Origin of the sequence: Pseudomonas medicaginis, from assembly GCF_965119365.1 — a bacterium.
GTDB lineage: Bacteria > Pseudomonadota > Gammaproteobacteria > Pseudomonadales > Pseudomonadaceae > Aquipseudomonas.
In genome coordinates this window covers 1,739,047-1,764,456 of sequence record NZ_OZ221631.1, presented here as the reverse complement: position 1 = coordinate 1,764,456, position 25,410 = coordinate 1,739,047, and the positions used below count along the sequence as shown (strand labels likewise).

The window sequence follows — 25,410 nt, the reverse complement described above, 5'->3', positions numbered from 1 at the left end:
ACAAAAAATAGAGACAACGCCCATGAAGCCCACACAGCACCTTCTCCCCAGCCTCATTGCCGTCGCCCTGACCAGTACCGCCCTGCCCGTCCTGGCGGCGGAATCGGGGTTTGTCGAAGACGCCAAGGTCAACCTCAACCTGCGCAACTTCTACATCAACCGCAACTTCGTCAACGACAACGCAGCCCAAGGCAAAGCCGAAGAGTGGACCCAGAGTTTCATCCTCGACGCCAAGTCCGGTTTCACCCAGGGCGTGGTCGGTTTCGGTGTGGACGTGTTGGGGATGTACTCGGTCAAGCTCGACGGCGGCCGAGGCACCGCAGGTACGCAATTGCTGCCGGTGCATGATGACGGTCGCCCGGCCGACGACTTCGGTCGCCTGGGGGTCGCCCTCAAGGCCAAGGTCTCGAAGACCGAGCTGAAGGTCGGCGAATGGATGCCGGTGCTGCCGATTCTGCGCTCCGACGATGGTCGCTCCCTGCCGCAGACCTTCCGCGGCGGCCAGGTGACCTCCACCGAGATCAACGGCCTGACGTTGTACGGCGGCCAATTCCGCGCCAACAGCCCGCGCAATGACGCGAGCATGGAAGACATGTCCATGAACGGCCGCGGCGCGTTCACCTCCGACCGCTTCAACTTCGGTGGAGGTGAATACGCCTTCAACGAAAAACGCACCCAGGTCGGTGTCTGGTACGCGGAACTGTCCGACATCTACCAGCAGCAGTATTTCAACCTGACCCACAGCCAGCCCATCGGCGACTGGACCTTGGGCGCCAACCTCGGCTACTTCACCGGCAAGGAAGACGGCAGTGCGCTGGCTGGTGACCTGGACAACAAAACCGCGTTCGCCATGCTCTCGGCCAAATACGGTGGCAACACCTTCTATGTCGGCCTGCAGAAAGTCGGCGGCGATGATGCCTGGATGCGCGTCAACGGCACCAGCGGCGGCACCCTGGCGAACGACAGCTACAACTCCAGCTATGACAATGCCAAGGAAAAATCCTGGCAAGTGCGCCACGACTTCAACTTCGCCGCCGTCGGCGTACCGGGCCTGACCCTGATGAACCGCTACATCAGCGGTGACAACGTGCACACCGCCACGGTCGACGATGGCAAGGAGTGGGGCCGCGAAAGTGAACTGGCTTACACCGTACAGAGCGGTGCGCTGAAGAGCCTCAATGTGAAGTGGCGCAACTCGACGATGCGCCGGGATTACAGCACCAATGAGTTCGATGAGAACCGGTTGATCATCAGCTATCCGATCAGCCTGCTGTAAAAGCCAAACATGGATGGAGGCTGTACCACCGTCATCGCGAGCAAGCTCGCTCCCACAGGGGATCAGTGCCGAGCACAAAATCAGTGCTCACTGAAGACCCCGTGTGGGAGCGAGCCTGCTCGCGATGACTTCGGCACATCCAACATCATCGCCAACTGACCCACCGCTTTCGCGAGCAAGCTCGCTCCCACAGGGAATGAAGCGCCCTTTAAGCCCGGGATTCGACGCCCAGTTCGTCCCACACCGACTCGGCCAGGTGGAAGGTGGCGTTGGCCGCCGGGATGCCGCAGTAGATGGCGCTCTGCATGATCACTTCCTTGATCTCGCTACGGCTCACGCCGTTGTTGGCAGCGGCGCGCAGGTGCAGCTTGAGTTCTTCGTTGCGGTTCATGCCGATCAGCATCGCGATAGTGATCAGGCTGCGGGTGTGGCGCGGCAGGCCCGGACGGGTCCAGATGTCGCCCCAGGCATGGCGGGTGATCATCTCTTGGAATTCGCTGTTGAACTCGGTCAAGGCATTGAGGCTGCGATCGACATGGGCATCACCCAGCACCGCGCGGCGTACTTGCATGCCTTCGTCGTAACGTTGTTTCTCGTCCACAAAAAATTCCTCAGGCACGGCCAGAATCAAGCAGGAAATCCAGCACCCGCGCGCTGAACGCAGCGCCGGCCTGGACGTTGGACAGGTGCGCGGCATGGAACTCGGCGTACTCGGCCCCACTGACCCGTTCCTGGATAAAGTGCCCACCCGACGGCGGCGTCACGGCATCTTCGGTGCCGGCGATCACCAGCAGCGGCACACGAATCGACGCCACCTGTTCGCGCAAATCGGCATCGCGGACCGCCGCGCAGTTGGCCGCATAACCCTGAGGCGAAGTGGCGGCGAGCATGTCAGTGATTTTTTTTGCCGTCGCAGGCTGCGCTTCAGCAAAGTCGGGGGTAAACCAACGGGCAATCGAGGCATCGCGCAACGCTACCATCGCCGCCTTGCCGTCGCGCAGCACGGTTTCGATGCGCGGGTTCCACACCGACGGATCGCCGATCTTGGCCGCGGTGTTGCACACCACCAGTTTGTGCAAGCGCTCGCTGGCGTTGATCCCTAGCCATTGTCCGATCAACCCGCCCATGGACAAGCCACAGAAATGCACCTTGTCGAGGTTCAACTGTTCAAGCATCGCCAGCACATCGCGGCCCAGTTGTTCGATACTGTACGGTCCTTCGGTGACCAGCGACTGTCCATGGCCGCGCGTGTCGAAGCGCAGCACGCGAAAGTGTTCGCTGAAGGCCGCGACCTGTTCGTCCCACATGTGCAGGTCAGTGCCCAGGGAATTGGAGAGCACCAACACAGGGGCGTCTTGCGGCCCATCAAAACGATAGTTCAGATCGCCCTCGGCGAGTTTGACGAATCCCACAACAATCTCCTTTCAGGCGTTCAAGGCAAGGTGTTCGGCCACGGCCCGGGCGACCCAGGTCTGGGCTTGTCCGAGGTAGTGCGCCGGGTCGAGCAGATGATCGAGTTCGGTCGCGGATAGCTGCGCGGTGACCTGGGGTTCATCCCCCAGCACCTCACGCAAATGTCGTTGTTCGGCCACGGCGCGCTTGCAGCATTGCTCCAGCAGATGGTGCGCCGTGTCGCGGCCAACCCGCTGGGCCAGGACGATGCTCACCGCTTCCGCCAGCACCAACCCCTGGGTCAGTTCCAGATTGCGGGACATGCGCGCCGCATCCACTTCCAGCCCTTCGGCCAGCAGTCGCGCCTGTTGCAGGGCACCGGAAACCAGGCAGCAAATGTCCGGCAGGGTTTCCCACTCGGCGTGCCACAAGCCCAGGCTGCGTTCATGTTCCTGGGGCATGGCGCTGAACAGCGTCGACAATAAGCCCGGCACCCGCGTCGCCGCGCCGATTAGCACCGCCGCGCCCACCGGGTTGCGCTTGTGGGGCATGGTCGACGAACCGCCCTTGCCTGGCGCAGAGGGTTCGAACACTTCGCCGGCCTCGGTCTGCATCAACAGGCTGATGTCGCGCCCCAACTTGCCCAGGCTGCCGGCGATCAACCCCAGCACCGCGCCGAACTCCACCAAACGATCGCGCTGGGTGTGCCATGGCTGCTCTGGCAGGCTCAGTTGCAACTCGGCGGCCAGGGCTTCGGCGACCGGCAGCGCCTGTTCACCCAACGCGGCAAGCGTTCCGGAGGCGCCGCCGAATTGCAGGACCAGCAAGCGCGGCTTGAGTTCTTTCAAACGTTGGCGACTGCGGGTGACCGCCCCCAGCCAACCGGCGATTTTCATGCCCAGGGTCACCGGCGTGGCGTGTTGCAGCCAAGTGCGCCCGGCCAGCGGCGTGGCGGCGTAGCGTTCGGCTTGTCGGGCCAGGGTGACGGCCAGTTGCGCCAGCGCCGCCTCGATCAAGCCCAACGCCTGGCGCAATTGCAGCACCAGCCCGCTGTCCATCACATCCTGGCTGGTCGCGCCCAGGTGCACGTAACGCTCGGCCTCGGCGTTCTCAGTGGCGATGCGCTTGCCTAATGCCTTGACCAACGGGATCGCCGAATTGCCAGCACTGGCAATTGCTTCGCTCAACGCCGAAAAATCGTACAACTGGGCACGGCAGGCGCTCTCGATCGGCGCCACCACGTCCTGGGGGATCAACCCGACCCGCGCCTCGGCCCGGGCCAGCGCGGCCTCGACATCCAGCATGGCCTGGACCCGCCCCGCATCGCAGAACACCTCGCGCATGTCGCGGGCGGTGAAGTAGGCATCGAACAGCTGATTGCCCGGTCGTTCGCTCATAAACAATCCTTGGGAAGTGGATGCCCTATGGCCAGAGATTACTGTGGCGAGGGAATTTATCCCCGCTGGGCTGCGCAGCGGCCCCTAAGCAGCAACACAATCTGTCTGACCGACCCGGTTGCTGATATTTAGGGCCGCTTCGCGCCCCAGCGGGGATAAATCCCCTCGCCACAATGAATCAAACAAGCCTCAAATGATCAGGTGGATTCAAAGGTCATGGTGCAAATACGTTGGCTGCTTGGGCAGGCGCAGGCTGAACAGGAACGCCACCACCATCATCACCGTGACATACCAATAAAAGGCGTTTTCCATGCCTTGGGCCTTCAGGCTCAAGGCGACGTATTCGGCCGATCCACCAAAGATCGCATTGGCCACCGCGTAAGCCAACCCTACTCCCAGCGCCCGCACTTCAGGTGGAAACATTTCCGCTTTCACCAGGCCGCTGATAGAGGTGTAGAAGCTGACAATCGCCAGCGCCAACGTGATCAGGACAAACGCCAGGAACGGGCTGCTGATGCTCTTGAGCGTCAGCAGGATCGGCACCGTGCACAACGCCCCCAGGCCACCGAACCAGAGCATGGAGTTACGCCGGCCGATCTTGTCCGCCAGCATGCCGAACAGCGGCTGCATGCACATATAGAGGAACAGCGCGCCGGTCATGATGTAACTGGCAGTCTTGGCGTGCAGGCCCGCCGTGTTCACCAGGTATTTCTGCATATAGGTGGTAAAGGTGTAGAAAATCAGCGAACCACCGGCGGTGTAGCCCAGCACGGTAATGAACGCCGCCTTGTGGTCGCGAAACAGCGCCGCGATGCTACCGGCGTCCTTGTTCTCGCGCATTTCCTTGCTGCTGGTTTCCTTGAGGGAGCGTCTCAGGAACAAGGAAATCAACGCCGCCACGGCGCCCACCACGAACGGAATCCGCCAGCCATAGGCGCGCAATTCGTCTTCGCTGAGGATCTGTTGCAGGATCACCACCAGCGACACCGCCAGCAGTTGCCCGCCGATCAGCGTCACGTACTGGAACGAGGCGAAAAAGCCACGTTGGCCCTTGAGGGCGACTTCGCTCATGTAGGTGGCGGTGGTGCCATATTCGCCACCCACCGACAGGCCCTGCAGCAAGCGCGCGAACAACAGCAGCACCGGTGCCCAGACGCCGATGTCGTGGTAGGTGGGCAGGCTGGCGATGAGCAACGAGCCGAAGCACATCATCAGCACCGAGATCATCATCGAATTCTTGCGCCCGTGGCGGTCCGCCACCCGGCCGAAAATCCAACCACCGATGGGCCGCATCAGGAACCCGGCGGCGAACACACCGGCCGTATTGACCAGTTGCACCGTTGGGTTGTCCGAGGGGAAGAACGCCGGCGCGAAATAAATCGCGCAGAACGCATAGACGTAGAAGTCGAACCATTCGACCAGGTTGCCGGATGAGGCACCGACGATGGCGAAGATGCGCTTGCTGCGTTCTTCACCCGTGTAATGGCTGATTGGGATGGTCATGGGTTATTCACTCGTTGGGGGCTGACGAAGTCTAGACACACTTCGTAACACTCCCGTTCCACAAACAGACTTTCAAGCAGCAGCACCTGTACCGTCGCCATCGCGAGCAAGCTCGCTCCCACACAATATGCAGATCACCTGTGGGAGCGAGCTTGCTCGCGATGTCTCCAGTGAACTCAGTAATCGAAGAACACCGTCTCGGCATCCGTGCCCTGCAGGATCACGTTCCACTGATACACGCCCGACGCATCAGGCTTGGCCACGATGGTGGCGCGGCGTTCTTCGGGCACGCAGGCCAGCAACGGATCGGCCTCGTTGGCCGGCTCGCCATCGAAGTAGATACGCGTCAGCAAATGCTTGACCAGCCCGCGCGCGAATACCAGCACCACCAGGTGCGGAGCCTGGGTCGTGCCACTCAATCCCGGCACAGTGCCCGGCTTGATGGTGGTAAAGCGGAAGCGCCCTTCGGCATCCACCGGCACCCGGCCAAAACCTTCGAAGTGCGGGTCCAGGGGTTTGTCCTGGTCGTCTTCCGGGTGGGCGTATTTGCCGGCGGCGTTGGCCTGCCAGACTTCCAGCATCGCGTCGTTGACGAACTGGCCATTGCCGTCGACCACCTGCCCGGTGATCGCCACGCGTTGGCCGAGGGTTTCGGCGACGGTCAGGTCTTCGCGGTTCAGCCAGGTCAGGCCGATGTGGTAGTACGGGCCAACGGTGTGGGACGTGGTGGCGGTGAGCGTCATCTTATTTCTCCATCGGCGTGGCATCGCGGCCGCGCAAGACGATGTCCCAGCGGTAACCGAGGGCGTAGTGAGGGACGGTTTTTTCCAGGTCGAAACGGGCGATCAGGCGCTCTTTGGCGCGGGTGTCCGGCACGCAATTGTAGATCGGGTCGTATTCCAGCAATGGATCGCCCGGGAAATACATCTGCGTCACCAGGCGCGTCAGAATGCTCGGCCCGAACAGCGAGAAATGGATATGCGCCGGACGCCAGGCGTTGTGGTGGTTGCCCCACGGATAAGCGCCGGGCTTGATGGTCTGGAACTGATACCAGCCGTCGGCGTCGGTGACGGTGCGACCGGTACCGGTGAAATTCGGGTCCAGCGGCGCGTCATGGTTGTCACGGTCATGGTTGTAGCGACCGGCGGCGTTGGCCTGCCAGATCTCCACCAGGATGCCCGGCACCGGCTGGCCGTGCTCATCCAGCACACGCCCGTGAATGATGATCCGCTCCCCCAGCGGCTCGCCGGCATGCTGGGCAGTAAGGTCGTGGTCCTTCTCTTGCACGCGGTCGGCACCGACAGTCGGGCCGGTAATTTCCGACAGCGAATGGGGCAGGAACACCAACGGCTTGGACGGCGAGCGCAGGTTGGTGGACTGGTACGGTGGGTGCAGATACTCCGGCTGGGTGCCCGCTTGGGGGCGACGATAACCAGGCTTGTCAGTCATGCAGCGTTCCTCGATTTCTTATTAGTAGAACGACGCGTCAGACGCGTTCGATCGCCAGTGCCAGACCCTGGCCGACGCCAACGCACATGGTCGCCAGGCCTTTCTTGCCGCCGGTCTTTTCCAGGTGGTGCAGCGCCGTCATCACCAGGCGCGCCCCGCTCATGCCCAGTGGATGGCCAAGGGCGATGGCACCGCCGTTCGGGTTGACCTGGGGCGCATCGTCCGCCAGACCGAGGTCGCGCAACACCGCCAGGCCCTGGCTGGCAAACGCTTCATTGAGTTCGATCACATCGAAATCCGCGACCGCCAGGCCCAGGCGCTCAATGAGCTTGCGCACCGCCGGCACCGGACCGACGCCCATCACTCGGGGCGCCACGCCGGCACTGGCCATGCCCAGCACTTTGCCGCGCGGCGTCAGGCCGTGTTTCTTCACCGCTTCGGCCGACGCCAGGATCAGTGCTGCCGCGCCATCGTTGACACCCGAGGCGTTGCCAGCAGTGACGGTCTTGTCGGGGCCGTTGACCGGCTTGAGTTTGCTCAAGGTCTCCAGCGTGGTGTCAGCGCGAGGATGCTCGTCCTGCTCGACCACGGTTTCACCTTTTTTATGGGTGATGCGCACTGGAACGATTTCTTCGGCGAAAAAACCTGTCGCCTGGGCCGCTGCCGTGCGCTGTTGGCTGCGCAAAGCGAAAGCGTCCTGGTCGGCGCGGGACACAGCGTAGTCATCAGCCACGTTGTCAGCGGTCTGCGGCATCGCGTCCACGCCGTACTGGGCTTTCATCAACGGGTTGATGAAGCGCCAGCCGATGGTGGTGTCTTCCAGTTTCATGTTGCGGGAAAACGCCGCGTCGGCCTTGCCCATCACAAACGGCGCACGGGACATCGACTCCACCCCACCGGCGATGGCCAGTTCCATCTCACCGCTGGCGATGGCGCGGAACGCCGTGCCGATGGCATCCATGCCCGAGGCGCAAAGGCGGTTGAGGGTCACACCGGGAATGCTTTCCGGCAGGCCCGCCAACAACAGCGCCATGCGCGCCACATTGCGGTTGTCTTCGCCGGCCTGGTTGGCGCAGCCGAGGAACACCTCGTCCACGGCGCTCCAGTCCACCGATGGGTTACGCTCCATCAGCGCCTTGATCGGCACGGCGGCCAGGTCATCGGCGCGCACGGCGGACAAACCGCCGCCAAACCGACCGATGGGGGTTCGAATCGCATCACAGATATAAACGTCGCGCATCAGGCTTCTCCCGGTGCCTGGCCGTGGGCCGCCGCAGTGCGAGCTTCCAGGTCGCGCAGTGCGCGCAGCTCCACTTCGGTCGGTTCGGCGGTGGTTTGCACCTGGTCGGCGAAACGGATCGCCCACCCAGTGGCCGCAATGACTTGCTCGCGGGTCACGCCGGGGTGCAGCGCAGTGACCACGAACTCATGGGTGCCGGCTTCCGGCTCCATGATGCACAGGTCGGTGATGATGCCGACGGGACCGGCGCCTGGCAGGCCCAGGCGTTTGCGCGAATCGCCGCCTTCACCGTGGCCGACCGACGTGATGAAATCCAGCTTGTCGACAAACGAGCGCGCCGACTGCTTGAGGATGATCAACACGCTCTTGGCCGAACCGGCGATTTCCGGCGCGCCACCGGCACCCGGCAGGCGGACTTTCGGCTGATGGTAGTCGCCCACCACTGTGGTGTTGATGTTGCCGAAACGGTCGACCTGGGCCGCGCCAAGAAAACCGACGTCGATACGTCCGCCCTGCAGCCAGTAGCGAAAAATCTCACCGGTCGGGACGACAGTATCCGCGGTTTCCGCCAGTTCACCGTCGCCGATGGACAGCGGCAGTACGCTGGGTTTGGCACCGATCGGGCCGGATTCGTAGATCAGCACGACGTCCGGCGATGAGGTCAGCCGCGCCAGGTTGGCCGCTTTCGACGGCAGGCCGATGCCGACGAAACATACGGCATTGTTCTTCAAGCGACGCGCCGCGGCGACGGTCATCATTTCGTTGGTGGAGTAGTTCATGGTTTCACCTGCGAAGCGGCTGCCAGTCTGGCCTGGAATTCACTGAAATCCCGAGTGCCATGGATGTATTCGTTGATCCAGGCGGTAAAGGTCTCGCGGTCGCGGGCGATCGGGTCCCACGCCTGGTAGAAACGATTGTCACGCTCGGTGTAGCCGTGGGCGTAGGACGGATGGGCGCCGCCTGGCACCAGGCACACGGCGCTCAATGCCCAGGTCGGCAGTACGCAAGCGTTCATCGGTGCATTCAGGTCGTCGACGATTTCTTCCACGGTGACGATGCAACGCTTGGCGGCCAGGGCGGCTTCTTTCTGCACGCCGAGGATGCCCCACAGCAGCACATTGCCCTTGCGGTCGGCTTTCTGAGCGTGGATCACCGTGATGTCCGGGCGCACCGAAGGCACGGCCGCCAAGACTTCACCGGTGAAGGGGCACGTCACGCTCTTGATCAGCGGATTGACCTTCGGCAGGTCGGAACCGGCGTAAGCCCGCAGCACCGCGAACGGCAGGCCGGAGGCGCCGGCGACGTAGGCGTTGGCCAGGTCGGCGTGGCTGTGCTCCTCGATTTCCAGGGGATGCGGCCATTGCTTTTCCACGGCATCGCGCAAGCGGTGCAACGACCCGACGCCAGGGTTGCCGCCCCAGGAGAAAATCAACTTGCGAGCACAACCGGCGCCGATCAACTGGTCATAGATCAGGTCAGGCGTCATGCGTACCAGAGTCAGATCTTTCTTGCCCTGGCGAATGATTTCATGACCCGCAGCCGTAGGAATCAGGTGAGTGAAGCCTTCGAGCGCGACGGTATCGCCGTCGTTGACGAATTGCTTCACTGCGTCGTGCAGCGAAAGGATTTCAGCCATGGGGCAGGCTCCCGTATTCCAGTAGACCGACATGAAGAAGGCGCGAAGTCCAGCGCCGGGGTGACTGAAGATTAAGCGTCGGCATAACGCCAAACAATCCGATAATCGACTGAGTGTTCGTTTATCGAACAGATTGTTGTTTGCCTATCTATATTCGCCCAAGCACACAGAGCCCCTGTAGGAGCGAGCTTGCTCGCGATGGCGATGTGTCAGAGACTGATGCCTGTCTGATCCATCGCCATCGCGGGCAAGCTCGCTCCCACAGGTCTTTCACAGGCTTAAGCTTTATGGCTCAGGTCGCGTCCGCATGGCTGACCATGCCTTTGATCACCACCGCCGTGGTGGCCAGGGCCGCAGGAATGACCAGCGCCGTCAGGACCTGTTCGAAGTTCCAGCCCAGGCCCAGCAAGGTCGCGCCCATCCAGGCCCCAAGGATCGCGCCGAAGCGACCGATGCCCAGCATCCAGGAGACACCGGTGGCCCGGCCCTGGGTCGGGTAGAAACGCGCCGCCAGGGAAGGCATCGCCGATTGCGCGCCGTTGACACACATGCCGGCCACCAGCACCAGGGTGGCGAGCAAGGTGATGTTGCCCAGGCTCTGCCCCACCGCGTAGGCAAACAACCCGGCCATCAGATAGAAAAGGCCTATGACCTTGTGCGGATTGAACCGGTCCATCGCCCAACCGACGAAGACTGCGCTCAACACGCCGCCGAATTGAAACAGCGCACCGATAAACGCGGCCTGCTCCATGCTTGCGCCGCTGTCACGCATCAAGGTCGGCAGCCAGCTGGTCAACAGGTAGACGATCACCAGGCCCATGAAATAGGTCAGCCACAGCAGCAAGGTGCCGGCGCTGTAGGTGCCGGAGAAAATCACCGCCAGCACGTTGCGGGCTTTCACGGTTTTCTGTTCCGGCACGCTGAAGCTCGCCGCTTGGGCCACGGTATGCGGCTCGATCGGTGCCAGGGTCTTGCGCACTTTGTCGGTGCCGCGATTGCGCACCACTAAGTAGCGCGCCGACTCCGGCAGCCAGAACAGCAGCACGACCGCCAAGATCAAGGGCAAGACCCCACCAATCAGCAGCAGGCTGTGCCAACCGAACGCCGGTATCAGCTTGGCGGAGATAAACCCACCGCCCGCCATGCCCAGGTTGAAGCCGCAGAACATGCTGGTCACCAACAGGGATTTCTTGCGTTCCGGGGTGTATTCCGAGAGCAAGGTGGTGGCGTTCGGCATCCCGGCGCCCAATCCCAGGCCGGTCAGGAAGCGTAATACCAACAGTTGATCGACATTGGTGCTGTAGGCCGACGCCAGGCTGAACGCGCCGAACAGCAGCACCGCCCCCACCAGAACGACTTTTCGCCCGAAGCGGTCAGCCAGCGGTCCCGAGCCCAGGGCACCGAACACCATGCCGATCAGGGCGGCGCTCATCACCGGGCCGAGGCTGGCGCGATCGATGCCCCAGTCCTGGGACAAGGCGGGGGCGATGAACCCCATGGCCGCAGTGTCCAGGCCGTCCAGGAACACAATCAGGAAACAGAGGATCACCACCCGCCACTGATAGCGCGAAAGGGGTTGGGCATTGATGAAGGACTGCACATCGAGGCAGTGGCCTACGGAAGTCTGGGGCTGGTTCATTTTATTTTTATTCCACGCAAGAAACGCAAGCGAACAGATTGGAGCCCGGCGAAACACGCCGGATGACGCTGCGCGACATTAATGAGGCCAGGCAAACACCGTCAATTCATCGCCGCCGACTGTGTGCGTTAATCGAACGGCTTAAGTGAACAGCTGCGCACTCAGGTCGCGACTGGCCCCCAGCAAGCCAGGCAGGAAGCGCTGTTCCAGCTCATTGCGGCTGACTCGCCCGGCATGGGTACTGACGTTGAGCGCGGCCACTACTTGGCCGGAAGCGTCGTACACCGGCACGGCAATCGAACGCAGGCCTTGTTCCAGTTCCTGGTCGACGATGCACCAGCCCTGCTGCCGCACCTGTTGCAGGCATTCAAGCAGCGCCTCGGGTGTGTGCAAGGTGCGACTGGTCTTGGCGTGCAGGTCGGCGTGGTCGAGGTAGTCGCGCAACGAAGCATCATCCAGGGCTGCCAGGAGAATCCTGCCCATTGATGTGCAATAGGCGGGCAGACGACCGCCCACCGACAGGTCAACCGAAATCAGGCGCTGGGTGGTGGCGGAACGGGCGATGTAGAGAATGTCGTCGCCTTCGAGCGTGGCCATGTTGCAGGCTTCGTGCAATTGCTCGCTCATGCGGTCCAGGTAGGGCTGGGCAGAAACGGCCAGTGGCGTGGAGGACAGATAGGCGTGACCGAGGGTCAGCACTTTAGGCAGCAGCGAATACGTGCGCCCGTCCGTGGTGGCGTAGCCAAGCTTGATCAGGGTATGCAGGCATCGCCTGACCGCAGCGCGGGGAATTTCCGTACGGTGGCTGATCTGGGCGATGGTCAGGTGCCGCTTGCGCTCCTGGAAAGCCTGGACCACGGCCAACCCGCGGGCCAGGGACGTCATGAAGTCGGGATCGCCGGTCAAGGCCTGGATCCGCTTGGCCGGCGAGGCGACGATCGGTGGCGCGACTGAAGTGAAGGCATTGCGCAATTGGTCGTTCATGTCTGGTCCTTCCGGGAAGAGACGGCTATTACAAGCGGCGGCTCGATGGCAAGCAAGGGTCGCGGGCCAAGTTCGTTCGATTATCGAACCGTCGGCCGATAATCGCAATCAGGCCCGCGCACCGCCCCGTTGCGAGCCTGTTCGCCAGAAGTTGAAGGAAACAATGACGCGCGTTTTGCCTTAAAGACGGTGGTGATATTGAACTTGTTGGCGTGAATAGCATCTGGTTACTGGCGCTCGCCGGCCTCTTTGTACAAGCGGCGGTACAAGTTGCACAAACAAACATGAGTTCACATATCACTAGAGTCTTTTAGTTTTTCCCGATAGTGTTATCCGGCCGGACCGCTATAATGCAAATCAGCGGCGGCAGGGCCAATCGAGCACTCCCGTACGCAGGCATCATGGTCGTTACCCTGGTGCCCGAAGCACCTTCTTGGTCGCTTCCTCTGTTTGGCAACAATGCGAAGCCCTGATGCTACGTCAGCTGTCAGCTCTGGTGCCGTGGCCGTCTGCATGTCCCATGCAGTGCGTATCACCAGATCCAACTTCAATTAATTTAGGTAAAACTGTGACGAAAGACGAACTGCGCGCGGAACTTGAGCGCCAGGAACAACGTTACAAGGAAGTTTACGGCGGGGAAATCACCACCTACGCCGCGCAACCTGAACCAGAACGCAAACCTTGGCGTAAGCGCGCCACCGTTCAGGACCAGGCGTTCTCCCAGGAACTTCAGAAAATGGAAAAAGAACTCAAAGCCGAAGAGCAGTGACGCTCCGCGCCCGAAGTTCTTGTGGAAAGGTCTCCGGCCATCACCCAGGCCGGAAACCGTAGCGCCGCCCGCCATGAGCGGGCCGCCATTCGCGCCGGTCCGACGGTCGGGAAGCGCTTGGCCGACCTTCTTTTCAGATTTTTCATACAACCGACCACGGCGTCTTTCAGCTTGCCGTGATGCTCGCCGGATGCGGTTTTCCCCCTGAATCAACGGGTTACGCAACCCGCGAAAAACCTCGCTCCCAGGGCTTTCCTACAAATTATTTCGTTGAAGAATGTTACCGATTAGCAGGCAATGCATCGATTACCGAGGTTTTCTGGCATAATCGCGCCCCCTTACGACCGGGTCAGAAAACCTTCATGATCGATTTATTCAGCGGACTGGATGCTTGGGTGCTTGTGAGCCTCTTGCTCGCCCTGGCTTTTGTCCTCGCCTTCGAGTTCATCAACGGCTTTCATGACACCGCTAACGCGGTTGCCACTGTTATCTACACCAAAGCCATGCCGCCTCACCTGGCGGTGTTCTTTTCCGGTGTGTTCAATTTCCTCGGCGTGCTGCTGGGCGGCGTGGGGGTGGCGTACGCCATCGTTCACCTGCTGCCCGTGGAACTGCTGATCAATGTGAACACCGGACACGGGCTGGCCATGGTGTTTTCGCTGCTCGCAGCGGCCATCACCTGGAACCTGGGCACCTGGTACTTCGGTATCCCGGCATCCAGTTCACACACCTTGATCGGCTCGATCCTCGGCGTAGGCCTGGCCAACGCGCTGATCAACGATATCCCGCTGGCCGATGGCGTGAACTGGCAGAAGGCGATCGATATCGGCGCCTCCCTGGTGTTCTCGCCCATGGCCGGTTTCCTGGTCGCCGCCCTGGTGCTGATCGGCCTGAAATGGTGGCGTCCGCTGTCGAAGATGCACAAGACGCCGGAACAGCGCCGCAAGATCGACGACAAGAAGCACCCACCGTTCTGGAATCGCCTGGTACTGGTGATCTCGGCCATGGCGGTCAGCTTTGTCCACGGCTCCAACGATGGCCAGAAAGGTATCGGCCTGATCATGCTGGTGCTGATCGGTATCGTGCCGGCGCAATTCGTACTCGACCTGGGCAGCACCACCTACCAGATCGAGCGGACCCGTGACGCGACCCTGCACCTGAGCCAGTTCTACCAACGCAACCACGAATCCCTGGGTGAATACCTGGCGCTGGGCAAAAGCGTGAACGGCGATCTGCCCGAGAAGTTCCGCTGCAACCCGCAGCAGACCGAGCCGACCATCAATGCCCTGCTCGACACGCTCAAAGGCGTGGCGGACTACCATTCGCTGCCGTCGGAACGACGCATCGAGGTTCGTCGTTACCTGCTTTGCCTGGACGACACCGCGAAGAAAGTTGGCAAGTTGCCGGGCCTGGCAGCCCGCGAGAAAGACGACCTGAACAAGCTGCGCAAGGACCTGACCGCCACCACCGAGTACGCTCCATTCTGGGTGATCCTGGCCGTCGCACTGGCGTTGGGCCTGGGCACCATGGTCGGCTGGAAGCGGGTGGTGCTGACCATTGGCGAGAAGATCGGTAAGCAAGGCATGACCTACGCCCAGGGCATGTCGGCACAGATCACCACCGCGTGCATGATCGGCATGGCAAACATCTTCAGCCTGCCGGTGTCCACCACCCACGTACTGTCCTCGGGCGTGGCCGGCACCATGGTCGCCAACAAGAGCGGCCTGCAAAGTGGCACCGTACGCACCATCCTGCTGGCCTGGGTACTGACCCTACCGGCGACAGTGGCGTTGTCGGCGGCGCTGTTCTGGCTGGCGTCCAAGGCCCTGGGCAGCTGATTCCAGCGGCTCGAAAAAAAAGGTGCGACCCTTGCGGTCCGCACCTTTTTTTATGCCCTGACGTCAGACACCTGTGGGAGCGAGCTTGCTCGCGATGGCGGTGGATCAGTCAGCACATGCATCTACAGACATACCGCTATCGCGAGCAAGCTCGCTCCCACAGTTGATTTGGTATCAGGCTGGAAAATCACGAACAAAAAAAGGGCGACCGAAGTCGCCCAAAATGCCTTGCGTGCTCGTTGTAGCCGGAAAGACCTACGGTTTTTTCCGCTTGTGTGCGTCTTTCCAGATGAATAATCCAAAACCTGCGAAGAACACGACCATGAGGCCGACCGTCAACACCCCGGCAAACACCACATTATCGAAAAACATGACTGGCCTCCTGGTCTTGTCCCTGTTGCGATGGGTTCAAGGTAACCAATCAGGCCTGGATGAAAATTGACCGGGGTCAATAACGCCCGCAACGGGGCGCTAAGGTGGGGAAATAACTGATCTGTATCAATGGATCGAAGAGGTTCAGCGCTTTTTCGGCTTGTTCTTTGGTTTTTTCTTGGGCTTGCCCAACGGCATGGCCTGCTCGAAAGCCTGGCGGACTTCATTGAGGCGTTTTTCGTTGAGGTCGTGAACGCGCTTGGCGCGCTCGGCACTGAGGTCGATCAGCTTGTCGTCTTGGCTCATGGCGTGTGGGCATCGTGCAGTGAATTGCGGATGCGCCCATGATGCGGGCTGTTGGCGGCGTTGACCAGCCTGTGGGTGCAGGCAAACACGGGGATCAGATCTGGATATCGACCCACAGGCCCTGGCGGGACTCTTCTTCCATCAGCGGCACCACCGGCACAGTGTTGTCGGCATTGAGTTCGGTACCCGGCACGGCTAGGTGCTCTTCAGGGTCTTCATCGGCCTCGCGGCGGCGGCGCTCGCGTTCCTGCTGGCGACGCTGCTCCTCGCGCAACCGCAGCGCGGTCTCTTCCGGGTCGCGTTTTTGCAGGTCGATGGTGCTTTCGTTGGAGCTTTGCTGCACCGGGACCACGGGCGGTATATCCGGTCGCTGGCGAACCGGATCCTGTTGAGCGGTGATGGGTACGGCGCTCAAAGGGAGCATGGGTGGCAACATAAAGTTCTCCTGTCTTCAGGTTGTCGGCGGCTAAAGTGGCAGCTTGAACCGCCGGTCCGAAACTTGTGACCCAGTTGGCAATTGCAGTGACGACCAGGGCCAAACTTGTTTGATCGCAGGTCAAGCGTAAGTTCCGCACCCTCGAGACGAATCAGCGAACGTAAATCCTTTGGTCTGAGGGATCCTTCCGTTAAGATAACCGGCTTTTTCAAGGCGGGAGTCAGGCAGCATGGCGCAGCAGTATCAACCGGGGCAACGCTGGATCAGTGACAGCGAAGCCGAGCTGGGTTTAGGCACCGTTCTGGCACAGGACGGCCGCTTGTTGACCGTGCTCTATCCGGCCACTGGCGACACTCGCCAGTACGCGCTACGGAATGCGCCGCTCACCCGTGTACGGTTTTCGCCGGGCGATGTGATCACTCACTTCGAAGGCTGGAAAATGACCGTGCGCGAAGTCGATGACGTCGACGGGCTGCTGGTCTACCACGGCCTCAATGGGCAGAACGAAGTCGTCACCCTGCCCGAAACCCAACTGTCGAACTTTATCCAGTTCCGTCTGGCCAGCGACCGTCTGTTCGCCGGCCAGATCGACCCGCTGGCCTGGTTCTCCCTGCGCTACCACACCCTGGAACACACCAGTCGCCAGCTGCAGTCTTCGCTTTGGGGCCTGGGCGGCGTCCGTGCCCAGCCTATCGCCCACCAATTGCACATTGCCCGTGAAGTGGCCGACCGCATTGCGCCACGGGTATTGCTGGCCGACGAAGTGGGCCTGGGCAAGACCATCGAAGCCGGCCTGGTCATCCACCGTCAGTTGCTGTCCGGCCGCGCCAACCGCGTCCTGATCCTGGTGCCGGAAAACCTCCAGCACCAGTGGCTGGTGGAAATGCGGCGACGCTTCAACCTGCAGGTCGCGCTGTTCGACGAAGAACGCTTCATCGAAAGCGATGCCAGCAACCCGTTCGAAGACACCCAACTGGCCCTGGTGGCGCTGGAGTGGCTGGTGGACGACGAGAAGGCCCAGGACGCGCTGTTCGCCGCCGGCTGGGACCTGCTGGTGGTCGACGAGGCCCATCACCTGGTGTGGCACGAAGACCAGGTCAGCCCGCAATACGCCCTGGTCGAGCAGCTTGCCGAAACCATTCCTGGCGTGCTGCTGCTGACCGCGACCCCGGAACAACTGGGCCAGGACAGCCACTTCGCCCGCCTGCGCCTGCTGGATCCGAACCGCTTCCATGATCTCAAGGCCTTCCGTGCCGAGAGTGAAAACTATCGCCCGGTGGCCGAAGCGGTCCAGGAACTGCTGGACAAAGGCCGCCTCTCGCCTGAAGCCCACAAGACTATCCAGGGTTTCCTGGGCAATGAAGGCGAAGCGTTGCTGACCGCCGTCAATGATGGCGATGTCGAAGCCAGTGCCCGCCTGGTGCGCGAACTGCTGGACCGCCACGGCACCGGCCGCGTGCTGTTTCGCAACACCCGCGCCGCCGTGCAGGGTTTCCCCGAGCGCAAGCTGCACGCCTACCCGCTGCCGTGCCCGGCCGAGTACCTTGAGCTGCCCTTGGGCGATCACCCCGAGCTGTACCCGGAAGTCAGCTTCCAGGCCCAGCCGGACGCCAGCGAAGAGGAGCGCTGGTGGCGTTTCGACCCGCGGGTCGAGTGGCTGATCGACACCCTGAAGATGCTCAAGCGCACCAAAGTGCTGGTGATCTGTGCCCACGCCGAAACCGCCATGGACCTGGAAGACGCCCTGCGCGTGCGCTCCGGCATTCCGGCCACGGTGTTCCACGAAGGCATGAACATCCTGGAACGCGACCGCGCGGCGGCCTATTTCGCCGACGAGGAGTTTGGTGCCCAGGTGCTGATCTGTTCGGAAATCGGCAGCGAGGGACGCAACTTCCAGTTTGCCCATCACCTGGTGCTGTTCGACCTGCCGGCGCACCCGGACCTGCTGGAACAACGTATCGGTCGCCTGGACCGGATCGGCCAGAAGCACACCATCGAGCTGCATGCGCCATACCTGGAAACCAGCCCGCAGGCGCGGCTGTTCCAGTGGTATCACGAAGCCCTGAATGCCTTCCTCAACACCTGCCCGACCGGCAACGCCTTGCAGCATCAGTTCGGCCCGCGCCTGCTGCCCTTGCTGGAAGAGGCCGACGATGGCCAGTGGCAAGCACTGATCGACGAAGCCCGCACCGAACGCGAGCGCCTGGAGGCCGAGCTGCACACCGGTCGCGACCGTTTGCTGGAGCTCAACTCCGGGGGCGCCGGTGAAGGCGATGCGCTGGTGGAAGCCATTCTCGAGCAGGATGACCAGTTCGCCCTGCCGATCTACATGGAAACCCTGTTCGACGCCTTTGGTATCGACAGCGAGGACCATTCGGAAAACGCACTGATCCTCAAACCGAGCGAAAAAATGCTCGACGCCAGCTTCCCCCTGGGCGACGACGAAGGCGTGACCATCACCTACGACCGCAACCAGGCGCTGTCGCGCGAGGACATGCAGTTCATCACCTGGGAGCACCCGATGGTGCAAGGCGGCATGGACCTGGTGCTGTCCGGTTCCATGGGCAACACCGCCGTGGCGCTGATCAAGAACAAGGCCCTCAAGCCCGGCACCGTGTTGCTGGAACTGCTCTACGTCAGTGAAGTGGTTGCCCCGCGTTCCCTGCAACTGGGCCGCTACCTGCCGCCGGCCGCCCTGCGCTGCCTGCTGGACACCAACGGCAACGACCTGGCCGCCCGGGTCTCGTTCGAAACCCTGAACGACCAGCTCGAAAGCGTGCCCCGCGCCAGCGCCAACAAGTTCATCCAGGCCCAGCGCGACCAGCTCACGCCACGGATCAATGCCGGCGAAGAGAAAATCGCCCCGCGTCACGCCGAACGCGTAGCCGAGGCCCAGCGCCGCCTGGCCGCCGATACCGACGAGGAACTGGCACGCCTGACCGCCCTGCAAGCGGTCAACCCGACCGTGCGCGACAGCGAACTGGTAGCCCTGCGCCAGCAGCGCGAGCAAGGCCTGGCGATGCTTGAGAAGGCGGCGTTGCGCCTTGAGGCGATTCGGGTGCTGGTGGCGGGCTGATTGCCACAGTAGTCCGAAAGAGGCCCGCAGCGATGCGGGCCTTTTTTGTGCAAACCTGCCGAACACAGAGATGTTGGACTGGGAACACAGTCACCGTGGCGAGGGGATTTATCCCCGCTGGGTTGCGCAGCAGCCCTCTGCGTTCCAACTGACAATCGCGGCGCATGGTGGATTCTGGGGCTGCTGCGCAGCCCAACGGGGATAAATCCCCTCGCCACAATGCCCTATCAGCCCCAGCCTTAGCCCCAGCCCCAGCCCCAGCCCCAGCCTTAGCCTTAGCCTTAGCCTTAGCCTTAGCCTTAGCCTTAGCCTTAGCCTTGGCCTTGGCCTTGGCATCAAGGGCTGTAATACCCCACCGCCACCAGGAAATGCCCGACCTTCTTCAGGTACGCGTGCTTGTCCTCGACCTTGCCGGTCACCGGATTCTTCCAGCGGTACTCATATTCCCCTACGTCCTGCTTGCCGATCATGGCCAGGATCGGTTCCCCCACAGGTTTGCCATCCGGGTCCTTGACCTTGGCAAAGTCGGTATTGATCAAGCGCAAATTGGTGCCATGGCCGACATAGCGCCGGGTATTGAGGTCGACGACAAAGACGTACAGGTCATCCTGCAGATAACCGCCCTTGAGGGAGTTAACCGCGGTCAGCGTGGCCTTCTCGTTTTTCAACAGGTCGCTCGAAGCCTTGTCCAGCAGCGCCTTGGCCTGTTCGGCGGAAGCCCGGGGCAGGTAGTAACCGACGGCCAGGATGCGTTCGCCGACCCGTTGGAAATACACATGCTTGCGCTCGACCTTGCCGTCCGCCCAGTTCTGCCAACGGTACTCGGCTTGCTGGATGCCACTGGCCTCGGGAGTCTTCAAGGCGTCCTTGAAGGCTTTGCGCAGGTCCGGGCCCAGCACTTCAGACACGTCTCGCCCGATCAGCGCCGAAGACGGCCCGCCACTGGCGAGCATCACACCCTGGGTATCCACCACGAACACGTAGCGATCCTTGTCGACGAATTCCCCTTGGCGGCTGAAGGCGGCAAAGGCTTTGTCGCCGTTGTCGTGGTAATAGGCCAAGGCCTTCTCCAGCAGCGCCCGGGCCGCCTGGCCATCGTCAGGTGTCGCTGCATGAGCAGGTGCCAGCCCCAGCAAAAGCATTGCGCCCAGCCAGCCCATTCTGTGAAAAAAACCCATGCGTGTGCCCCTCGTTCTTGTTGGTGTTTCAAGAGCGTAGACGGCATGGGGTGATGTGGAAGTATTCAGGGGATTACTGGAGAGCCTGGCGGGTCAGTGAATATCGATATCGACTGACATGACGCCATCGCGAGCAGGCTCGCCCCCACACTGGATCGCATCTCCTGTGGGAGCCGAGCTTGTTCGCGATAGCGGCGGCACAATCGCAATGATGTGTTCCAACGCCCCCCTATCGCGAAAAAACGCCCACCGACTTATTGAGGCCGAGCGCGGAGTTGCTGCTGCAAGTTCTGGATCTGCGCTTGCAGGGTGTTGATGTTGCGAGTGACCTGACCGCGGAAGGCATCGAACTCGGCAGTGTTGCCATTATCCTGCTGGCTCTTGAGCACGATCACGTCCTGTTCAAGGCGTTCGATGGCGGAGTTGGAAGTGGCTCTTTTCAAGGCAGTGATATCGGCACCGATGCTCTTGAGCTGGGCATCCAGGGCTCCACCCTCACCCTGGTTTTTCAGGGCGGTCACTTCAGCCGCCAGTGCCTTGACCTGGGCTTGGAGCTCTTTGTCGGACGCTTGCAACTGAGTGTTGGTGTTCTGCTGCTCAGAGGCCTGGGCAATGAGCTGGGCCAGTTCCTTGTCGAGGTCAGCGGACGGGCCGAACGTGGCCTGCTGTTGCTTGTACTGTTCCAGCAGCTTGTTGTCGAATTGCCGTCCCTGCTCCTGCAACTTGTTGTCCAACTGTTTGATCTGCAATTTCAAGGCTTCACTGTCGCTCATGACGTTGGACTGCCCGGCGACCACCTTGCCGGAAATGTCCTGCAAGCGCCCTGCGGCATCCTCACTGATCCTGGCGAAGCTTTCCTGAGTCGCCACCAGTTGCTGCTCCATCAGGGAGATCTGCTGGAAGCTCCACCAGGCCAGGAAACCGAACGCACACAGCAGCGCGCCGACCAGCGCCCACAGCGGACCGGTGCTGGGCCCCTTGACCTTGGCAGCGGCAACAGGTGCCGGACGCGCCTGTACGTGGGGCTGTCGGCTGGGCATGAAGTCATCGTCATCGGGGACGTCGGCCCGCATCCGCAGGCTCGGTACATCATCGAAGTCGTCGTTGGCATCGTTACGCATGGGCATGGTTCGACCTTTGGGAAACCGGTAATGGCTTGATGCGGCGAGTATAACCCCCTCGCCCGCCGCACCGATTGACCCCGAACCGGGCACTCGGTTCATGATGGACCGATCAGCGGGCGTCCGGAGCCCTGCATGGCGAGCTCATCCGTTCAAATCCGTATGCATTTCTGGCGCCGAAGCTGAGCGCAGAGAACCCGTCATACAGGCCCCTGAACTTTCCACCAGGCGCAAAATTCATCGAGGGCGGTCCACAGGCTGACCTGTGGATCGTAATCGAGATAATGCCGGGCCCGGCTGATGTCCAGGGTGAAATTTTTGTTCATGACCTGCATGCCCAGGCGCGACAGCGTCGGTTCGGGGCGGCCCGGCCACAGTTTGCAGGCACCTTCATTCAGGGCGGCAACGCTGTAAGCCAAACCGTAGGAACGATAACGTCGGACCTGTGGGACATCCATCTGGCGCATCACATAATTGACCACATCCCACAGCGGAACCGGTGCGCCGTTGCTGATGTTGTAGGCCTTGCCCAAGGCTGAATCGGCGGCCAGCAGACTGCTGAGCAGCGCTTCGTTGAGGTTTTGCACGCTGGTGAAATCCACCTTGTTCAACCCGTTACCGATAATGGCCAGGCGCCCCTTGCGCTGCATTTTCAGCAGGCGCGGGAAAATGCTCATGTCACCGGCACCGGTCACGAAACGCGGGCGCAGGGCCAGCACTTCGAGGCCGAACTCCTGGGCGCCGAAGACTTTCTGCTCGGCCAGGTACTTGGTGGCGGCGTAAGGGTGCTTGAAGCGCTTGGGCACCTGCTCTTCGGTCAACCCGAGGTGGTCACGGCCATCGAAGTAAATGGACGGCGAGGACAGATGAACCAGACGACGCACTTTCTGCTTGAGACAGGCCTCGACGATATTTTCCGTCACCTGGACATTGCCCTGGTGAAAGTCCTGGTAGCGGCCCCACAGCCCAACGGAGCCGGCGCAATGCACCACGGCCTCGACATCCAGGCACAAATCACGCGCCAGCAGCGGGTCGCTCAGGTCCCCTTGGACGAACTGCGCGCCACGACGCACCAGGTGTTCCACATGCTCGGCCCGGCGACCATTGACCCGTACATCCAGGCCCTGCTCCAAGGCGAAACGCGCGAAGCGCCCGCCAACGAAGCCGCTCGCGCCGGTGACCAAAATCTTCATGCATGCTCCTAAAAATCAGATTCGAGCTACAAGCCCCACGCTTCAAGCCAAGGGCGTTCAACTTACCGCTTGCAGCGTGCTGCTTGCCGCTGCGATCAATCGCTCGGTCAATAAGCCGAGCAACTGCCCACCATTGCGCCAATGATGCCAGTACAGCGGCACATCGATCGGTTTATCTGCCAACAATTCCACCAGCACGCCTCGTTCCAGCTGTTCGCGCACTTGCAGCTCCGGCACCAGCCCCCAGCCCAGTCCGGCTTCGGCAAGACGGATGAAACCTTCGGACGAGGGGCACAGATGATGCTCGAAACCGCCCTCCACGCCCACGGAGGCGAGGTAGCGGTGCTGCAGGAAATCATCCGGACCAAACACCAATGCCGGGGTACGGGCCAGTTGATCGGCCCGCACCCCGTCGGGAAAATGCCGGGCGATGAAGGCCGGACTGGCCAACGCCCGGTAACGCATCGCCCCCAACAACACACTGCGGGCGCCCGCCACCGGGCGTTCGCTCGCGCAAACACAAGCCGCCACTTCCCCGGCGCGCATGCGCTTGAGGCCAACGGTCTGGTCTTCCACCACCAAGTCGAGCAACAACTGATGTTCGGCGCAGAAATCACCCACCGCCACCGCCCACCAGGTCGCCAGACTGTCAGCATTCAAGGCAATGCGCAGACGCTCCGGCAGCCCCTCTTCATCCAGCGCCGGCACCAGGCTCTGCAGGTCGCGCTCGAGCAGGCGCACCTGTTGCACATGGTTGAGCAGCCGGCGGCCGATTTCCGTCGGCGCGGGCGGCGTGACACGCACCAGAACGGGCTGGCCGACACGCGCCTCCAGTAGCTTGATCCGCTGGGAAATGGCCGATTGCGACAAACCCAGCACCTGGGCCGCGCGCTCGAAACCGGCCTGCTCGACCACGGCGGCCAGGGCAGAAAGCAATTTGTAATCGAACATCAGTTTCCCTAATGAGCAATCAGCAATATTGGTTTTTCTTATACAGGCCGCCACAGGAGAATGGCCAGCAATTCATCAACTGACCGGGGATAAAACGATGTGGCAGAGCTATGTGAACGGGCTGTTGGTAGCCCTTGGGCTGATCATGGCCATCGGCGCCCAGAACGCCTTCGTGCTGGCCCAAAGCCTGCGCCGCGAGCATCACTTGCCGGTAGCGGCGCTGTGCATCACCTGCGACGCACTGTTGGTCGCCGCCGGCGTTTTCGGCCTGGCGACCTTGCTGGCCCAAAGTCCGCTGCTGCTGTCGATTGCCCGCTGGGGCGGCGCGGCGTTCCTGCTCTGGTACGCCAGCCAGGCCTTGCGCCGGGCCTGTTCGAAGCAAAGCCTGCAACAGGGCTCGAACCAGGCCGTGCGCTCGCTGCGCACGGTGCTGCTCAGCGCGCTGGCGGTGACGTTGCTCAACCCCCACGTCTACCTCGATACCGTGCTGCTGATCGGTTCCCTCGGTGCCCAACAGAGCGTGCCCGGCGCTTACGTGGTGGGCGCGGCCAGTGCCTCACTGCTGTGGTTCCTCACCCTGGCGATCGGCGCCGCATGGCTGGCCCCGTGGTTGGCCCGTCCCAGTACCTGGCGGATCCTGGACCTGTTGGTGGCCGTGATGATGTTTACCGTGGCGATGCAATTGATTGTCACCGGCTGATTATTCCAAACCGCTCTGGAACCTCTATTCCACACAGTTGTTGCGTGGTTATGCCGCACCCCCGGTGCTATGATCCGACTCCTGCGCCGCAAAGAGTACAAACTCCCCGGCGCTAGTCTGGCCGCCCGTGATCGGCCTTGCGCTCACCGCAACTGACCTGATTAGGAGAATCACCATGGCTTTCGAATTGCCGCCGCTGCCCTATCCACACGACGCACTGCAGCCGCACATCTCCAAAGAGACTCTGGAATACCACCACGACAAGCACCACAACACCTACGTCGTGAACCTGAACAACCTGGTGCCTGGCACCGAGTTCGAAGGCAAGACCCTGGAAGAAATCGTCAAGACTTCCTCGGGCGGTATCTTCAACAACGCCGCTCAAGTCTGGAACCACACGTTCTACTGGAACTGCCTGGCACCAAACGCCGGCGGTCAACCTACCGGCGCCCTGGCTGAAGCCATCAATGCAGCCTTCGGTTCGTTCGACAAGTTCAAGGAAGAGTTCAGCAAGACGTCCATCGGCACCTTCGGTTCCGGTTGGGGCTGGCTGGTGAAGAAGGCCGACGGTTCCCTGGCCCTGGCCAGCACCATCGGTGCAGGCAACCCGCTGACCAACGGCGACACCCCGCTGCTGACCTGCGACGTGTGGGAACACGCCTACTACATTGACTACCGCAACGTTCGTCCGAAATACGTCGAAGCGTTCTGGAACCTGGTCAACTGGAAATTCGTCGCCGAGCAGTTCGAAGGCAAGGCCTTCACTGCCTAAGCTCGATGCCAGACCAAAGAAACCCGGCGCCGTGCCGGGTTTTTTTGCGCGGAAAATTGAGTGCAAGCCAAATGCCTCACGTCCGCAACCCAAGAAAAAATCCCGACAGGCCTCAAGTTGCGGTGCTTCTCAACCGACACAATGGTCGTAGAGCAATCACTCTGGAAAAAACCTATATCGGT

General features: G+C 61.6%; 24 protein-coding genes. 6 read left to right on the top strand and 18 right to left on the bottom strand.

The window, feature by feature from the left end:
• The first annotated feature begins 22 nt into the window (after positions 1–22).
• The gene (locus tag ACMTA2_RS07815) at positions 23–1,276 is read left to right on the top strand and encodes an OprD family porin (RefSeq protein WP_413794389.1); all 1,254 of its coding nucleotides are present in this window, start codon (positions 23–25) and stop codon (positions 1,274–1,276) included.
• Between the two features lie 208 nt (positions 1,277–1,484).
• Here ACMTA2_RS07815 and pcaC read toward each other — a convergent pair whose 3' ends face one another.
• From pcaC to pcaR, 11 genes are all read right to left on the bottom strand, one after another.
• Positions 1,485–1,877, bottom strand: coding sequence for a 4-carboxymuconolactone decarboxylase (pcaC, locus tag ACMTA2_RS07810; protein ID WP_014336968.1), 393 nt, complete (start codon positions 1,875–1,877; stop codon positions 1,485–1,487).
• A 10-nt stretch (positions 1,878–1,887) separates the two neighbouring features.
• On the bottom strand, positions 1,888–2,688 hold the full coding sequence (gene pcaD / locus ACMTA2_RS07805; protein ID WP_413794388.1) for a 3-oxoadipate enol-lactonase: 801 nt from the start codon (positions 2,686–2,688) through the stop codon (positions 1,888–1,890).
• A gap of 12 nt (positions 2,689–2,700) precedes the next feature.
• Positions 2,701–4,065 carry a 3-carboxy-cis,cis-muconate cycloisomerase gene (locus ACMTA2_RS07800; RefSeq protein WP_413794387.1) on the bottom strand — a complete coding sequence of 455 codons (1,365 nt, stop codon included), beginning with the start codon at positions 4,063–4,065 and terminating at the stop codon, positions 2,701–2,703.
• 207 nt (positions 4,066–4,272) lie between these two features.
• Positions 4,273–5,568, bottom strand: a complete 1,296-nt coding sequence (locus ACMTA2_RS07795; protein ID WP_413794386.1) for an MFS family transporter — start codon at positions 5,566–5,568, stop codon at positions 4,273–4,275.
• Positions 5,569–5,744: 176 nt separating this feature from the next.
• Positions 5,745–6,311, bottom strand: a complete 567-nt coding sequence (pcaG, locus tag ACMTA2_RS07790; RefSeq protein ID WP_413794385.1) for a protocatechuate 3,4-dioxygenase subunit alpha — start codon at positions 6,309–6,311, stop codon at positions 5,745–5,747.
• A gap of 1 nt (position 6,312) precedes the next feature.
• Positions 6,313–7,017, bottom strand: coding sequence for a protocatechuate 3,4-dioxygenase subunit beta (gene pcaH / locus ACMTA2_RS07785; RefSeq protein ID WP_058545703.1), 705 nt, complete (start codon positions 7,015–7,017; stop codon positions 6,313–6,315).
• A 37-nt stretch (positions 7,018–7,054) separates the two neighbouring features.
• Positions 7,055–8,260: a 3-oxoadipyl-CoA thiolase gene (gene pcaF / locus ACMTA2_RS07780; RefSeq protein WP_413795609.1), complete on the bottom strand. Its 1,206-nt coding sequence runs from the start codon at positions 8,258–8,260 to the stop codon at positions 7,055–7,057.
• Positions 8,257–9,036 carry a CoA-transferase subunit beta gene (locus ACMTA2_RS07775; protein WP_413794384.1) on the bottom strand — a complete coding sequence of 260 codons (780 nt, stop codon included), beginning with the start codon at positions 9,034–9,036 and terminating at the stop codon, positions 8,257–8,259. Before ACMTA2_RS07775 ends, pcaF begins: the two co-directional genes overlap by 4 nt.
• On the bottom strand, positions 9,033–9,893 hold the full coding sequence (locus ACMTA2_RS07770) for a CoA transferase subunit A (RefSeq protein ID WP_413794383.1): 861 nt from the start codon (positions 9,891–9,893) through the stop codon (positions 9,033–9,035). The genes ACMTA2_RS07775 and ACMTA2_RS07770 overlap by 4 nt, the downstream gene beginning before the upstream one ends.
• 292 nt (positions 9,894–10,185) lie before the next feature.
• Positions 10,186–11,532: a 4-hydroxybenzoate transporter PcaK gene (pcaK, locus tag ACMTA2_RS07765; RefSeq protein ID WP_413794382.1), complete on the bottom strand. Its 1,347-nt coding sequence runs from the start codon at positions 11,530–11,532 to the stop codon at positions 10,186–10,188.
• A 141-nt stretch (positions 11,533–11,673) separates the two neighbouring features.
• The gene (gene pcaR / locus ACMTA2_RS07760; RefSeq protein WP_413794381.1) at positions 11,674–12,516 is read right to left on the bottom strand and encodes a pca regulon transcriptional regulator PcaR; all 843 of its coding nucleotides are present in this window, start codon (positions 12,514–12,516) and stop codon (positions 11,674–11,676) included.
• A 568-nt stretch (positions 12,517–13,084) separates the two neighbouring features.
• Between pcaR and ACMTA2_RS07755 the strand changes: the two genes are divergently transcribed.
• Together ACMTA2_RS07755 and ACMTA2_RS07750 are read left to right on the top strand one after the other, a co-directional pair.
• Positions 13,085–13,285, top strand: coding sequence for a hypothetical protein (locus ACMTA2_RS07755; protein ID WP_413795608.1), 201 nt, complete (start codon positions 13,085–13,087; stop codon positions 13,283–13,285).
• A gap of 362 nt (positions 13,286–13,647) precedes the next feature.
• Complete coding sequence (locus ACMTA2_RS07750) at positions 13,648–15,123, top strand: inorganic phosphate transporter (protein WP_413794380.1); 1,476 nt, start codon at positions 13,648–13,650, stop codon at positions 15,121–15,123.
• Positions 15,124–15,378: 255 nt separating this feature from the next.
• Here the strand turns inward: ACMTA2_RS07750 and ccoM are convergent, their stop codons facing one another.
• The 3 genes from ccoM to ACMTA2_RS07735 form a co-directional block, all read right to left on the bottom strand.
• On the bottom strand, positions 15,379–15,495 hold the full coding sequence (ccoM, locus tag ACMTA2_RS07745; protein WP_014336959.1) for a cytochrome c oxidase subunit CcoM: 117 nt from the start codon (positions 15,493–15,495) through the stop codon (positions 15,379–15,381).
• A gap of 144 nt (positions 15,496–15,639) precedes the next feature.
• Complete coding sequence (locus tag ACMTA2_RS07740; RefSeq protein ID WP_003184513.1) at positions 15,640–15,801, bottom strand: hypothetical protein; 162 nt, start codon at positions 15,799–15,801, stop codon at positions 15,640–15,642.
• A gap of 94 nt (positions 15,802–15,895) precedes the next feature.
• Positions 15,896–16,237 (bottom strand): aspartate-semialdehyde dehydrogenase, encoded by a 342-nt coding sequence (locus ACMTA2_RS07735; protein ID WP_413794379.1) that lies wholly within the window; start codon positions 16,235–16,237, stop codon positions 15,896–15,898.
• Positions 16,238–16,466: 229 nt separating this feature from the next.
• On the opposite strand from ACMTA2_RS07735, the gene rapA reads away from it, so the two are divergent.
• Complete coding sequence (rapA, locus tag ACMTA2_RS07730) at positions 16,467–19,313, top strand: RNA polymerase-associated protein RapA (RefSeq protein WP_413794378.1); 2,847 nt, start codon at positions 16,467–16,469, stop codon at positions 19,311–19,313.
• A 335-nt stretch (positions 19,314–19,648) separates the two neighbouring features.
• Here the strand turns inward: rapA and ACMTA2_RS07725 are convergent, their stop codons facing one another.
• The 4 genes from ACMTA2_RS07725 to ACMTA2_RS07710 form a co-directional block, all read right to left on the bottom strand.
• Complete coding sequence (locus ACMTA2_RS07725) at positions 19,649–20,491, bottom strand: cache domain-containing protein (RefSeq protein WP_413794377.1); 843 nt, start codon at positions 20,489–20,491, stop codon at positions 19,649–19,651.
• A gap of 254 nt (positions 20,492–20,745) precedes the next feature.
• Complete coding sequence (locus tag ACMTA2_RS07720; protein WP_413794376.1) at positions 20,746–21,618, bottom strand: ATPase; 873 nt, start codon at positions 21,616–21,618, stop codon at positions 20,746–20,748.
• A gap of 194 nt (positions 21,619–21,812) precedes the next feature.
• The gene (locus tag ACMTA2_RS07715) at positions 21,813–22,805 is read right to left on the bottom strand and encodes an NAD-dependent epimerase/dehydratase family protein (RefSeq protein WP_413794375.1); all 993 of its coding nucleotides are present in this window, start codon (positions 22,803–22,805) and stop codon (positions 21,813–21,815) included.
• 57 nt (positions 22,806–22,862) lie between these two features.
• On the bottom strand, positions 22,863–23,756 hold the full coding sequence (locus ACMTA2_RS07710) for a LysR family transcriptional regulator ArgP (RefSeq protein WP_413794374.1): 894 nt from the start codon (positions 23,754–23,756) through the stop codon (positions 22,863–22,865).
• A 97-nt stretch (positions 23,757–23,853) separates the two neighbouring features.
• On the opposite strand from ACMTA2_RS07710, the gene ACMTA2_RS07705 reads away from it, so the two are divergent.
• Both ACMTA2_RS07705 and ACMTA2_RS07700 read left to right on the top strand, forming a co-directional pair.
• Positions 23,854–24,456: a LysE/ArgO family amino acid transporter gene (locus ACMTA2_RS07705; protein ID WP_413794373.1), complete on the top strand. Its 603-nt coding sequence runs from the start codon at positions 23,854–23,856 to the stop codon at positions 24,454–24,456.
• Positions 24,457–24,631: 175 nt separating this feature from the next.
• Positions 24,632–25,228 carry a superoxide dismutase gene (locus ACMTA2_RS07700; RefSeq protein WP_122566812.1) on the top strand — a complete coding sequence of 199 codons (597 nt, stop codon included), beginning with the start codon at positions 24,632–24,634 and terminating at the stop codon, positions 25,226–25,228.
• Positions 25,229–25,410 lie beyond the last annotated feature (182 nt).